At 36.5% G+C, this 2,580-nt stretch carries 1 protein-coding gene; it reads right to left on the bottom strand.

Annotation, left to right across the window (positions count from 1 at the left end; all coding sequences use genetic code 11):
• Positions 1–133: 133 nt before the first annotated feature.
• A complete protein-coding gene (metG, locus tag ACEN31_RS11385) occupies positions 134–2,167 on the bottom strand; it encodes a methionine--tRNA ligase (protein ID WP_138404428.1) in 2,034 nt (677 codons plus the stop codon).
• Between the last annotated feature and the right edge of the window lie 413 nt (positions 2,168–2,580).

The raw sequence follows: 2,580 nt of genomic DNA, 5'->3' as shown, positions 1-2,580 counted from the left end.
TCATCCGTGGTAAGATGGGTGTAGGTCATTTGTGGTCACTCCTTTGTATTCTTTGGTCGGAATTACAAGTTGAGTGTACCACAAATGGCTGTTTTAGTTGTCTAGCTTAATTTTACAATCGGCGATATATAAATTATCCGATTAAACTTCCGTTAGCTGCTTCTGGATCAGCAAACAGTAATGATAACTTGCCATCTGATTCAGATGAAAGAATCATTCCTTGACTAATATATCCCATCATCTTACGTGGTTTCAGGTTCGCTACAACGATAACCTTTTTACCAATTAAAGCTTCGTGGTCTAGATAATATTTCGCAATTCCAGATAAAATTTGACGATGACCTTTATCTCCAGCATCTAAGCGGAATCTAAGTAACTTATTAGAGCCATCTACTGGCGCAACATCAATCACTTCAGCCACTTTCATTTCAGTTTTAATGAAGTCCGTAAACTCTACTGATTCCGTTTCGTCATAAACTAATTCAACTGATTCTGGATTCCAGTCTTCATCATCAACTTTACCAGTTGCTTCATTGCTACCTTTGCCATTCATTGCTTCTTGAATTAATTTAACTTCTTCTTCAGTGTCTAATCTTGGGAAGATTGGTACACCTTTTTTAATCACGGTCGTATTCTCAGGCACTTGGTTTAGCGCAAGGTCTGTCAGTAAACGGTCTGTTTCTGATGGCATACCCAGTTGTTCAAAGATTTGAGCAGGTGAATTTGGCATAATTGGACGTAATAAATGCGCCACAACTCTTAATGAATCTGCTAAATGATACATCACAGAAGCTAATTGCGCTCGGCTTTCTTCTTCTTTAGCTAATGTCCAAGGCATTGTCTCATCGATATATTTATTTGTACGAGATACGATTGCCATGACATTATTTAACGCAGAATGGAAATCTAAACGATCCATTGCTGTATGATAGTCTGCGATTTCTTTTTCGATAAATGCTTCAATTGACGCATCGAATTCTGTTTTATCAAAAGCTGTTAAATCCGTTGGGATTTTCCCATCAAAATACTTGTTCATCATCGCAATCGTACGATTTAATAAGTTTCCTAAATCATTCGCTAATTCAAAGTTAATGTGGTTAACGAAATCTTCTGGTGTAAAGACCGTATCGTTTCCTTGTGTCATTTCTCTTAATAGATAGAAACGCGTTGCATCTAGACCATAACGTTCAATTAATGTATCAGGATAAATGACATTTCCTTTTGATTTAGACATTTTTCCGTCTTTCATTAATAGCCAACCATGAGCAAAAATTTGCTTAGGTAATGGTATATCTAATGCCATTAATAAAATTGGCCAGTAAATCATATGGAAACGAGAAATATCTTTACCAATTACGTGCACATCTGCAGGCCAGAATTGTTTGAATAGACTATCGTTATCACTTCCGTAACCTAAGGCAGTAATGTAGTTAGATAATGCATCAATCCATACATAAACGACGTGTTTAGGATCTGATTTTACTGGGATCCCCCAAGAGAATGACGTTCTTGATACAGCTAAATCTTCTAAACCTGGTTTAATAAAGTTATTAACCATTTCAGTCTTACGAAATGCTGGTTGTAAGAATTCTGGATGGGCATCGTAATATGCTTCTAAACGCTCAGCGTATTTGCTCAGTTTAAAGAAATAAGATTCTTCTTTAACTAACTCCACTTCGTGTCCAGAGGGTGCAACCCCACCCGTCACATTCCCATCTTCATCGCGGTAAACTTCTGATAATTGGCTTTCAGTAAAGTATTCTTCATCACTCACTGAATACCAACCAGAGTATTCTCCAAGATAGATGTCTCCTTGTTCAATTAAACGTTCAAAGATTGTTTGAATCGCTTGTTTATGACGCTCTTCAGTTGTACGAATAAAGCCGTCATTTGTAATCTCTAATGATTTCCATAATTCTTTAATTGATTCTGCCATTCCATCTACATAAGCTTGCGGTTCAACACCTAATTCTTCAGCTTTAGTTTCGATTTTTTGGCCGTGTTCATCTGTTCCTGTTAAGAAGTAAACATCATAGTCCATTAATCGTTTATAGCGAGCCATAGCATCACAGGCTAAAGTTGAATAGGCATTACCGATATGTAATTTCCCACTTGGGTAATAGATTGGCGTTGTAATATAAAAAGTTGGTTTTGTTTGTTCGGTCACGAATGAGTGCCTCCTACATAATATAATTTTAATACATTATAGCATACTCACACTTATTATGCTTTATTCATAGAGAATCGGTACGAATTGGTAGTGGATTTTATTTGAACATGATTTTTTGACACGTACTTGAGCCAAATGGATATGCGGTTTGGCTTGAGTTCGAGCAACTTAAGATAAATGACATCACGGTTTGGCTTGAGTTCGCCTAAAATCTTTCGCCCACACAAAATAACATTATAAATACAAAAAAACCAGATCAGAGTGGACTGACCTGGTCGTTAAATTGGTTCTTGAATTTTTGGTGTTGGTGAGAGAAATCTCACTGACACCTTTTTTTGTATGTACACAAAAGCCAGTGAATTCCTATATAATAAAGTTACCATACATTACTAAAAGGAGAATTCACTTGG

Origin of the sequence: Ruoffia sp. FAM 26255 (assembly GCF_045528525.1) — a bacterium.
In the GTDB taxonomy this organism is placed as follows: domain Bacteria; phylum Bacillota; class Bacilli; order Lactobacillales; family Aerococcaceae; genus Ruoffia; species Ruoffia tabacinasalis.
Note: the sequence above shows the minus strand (reverse complement) of the source record. Positions and strands in the feature narration are given on the sequence as shown.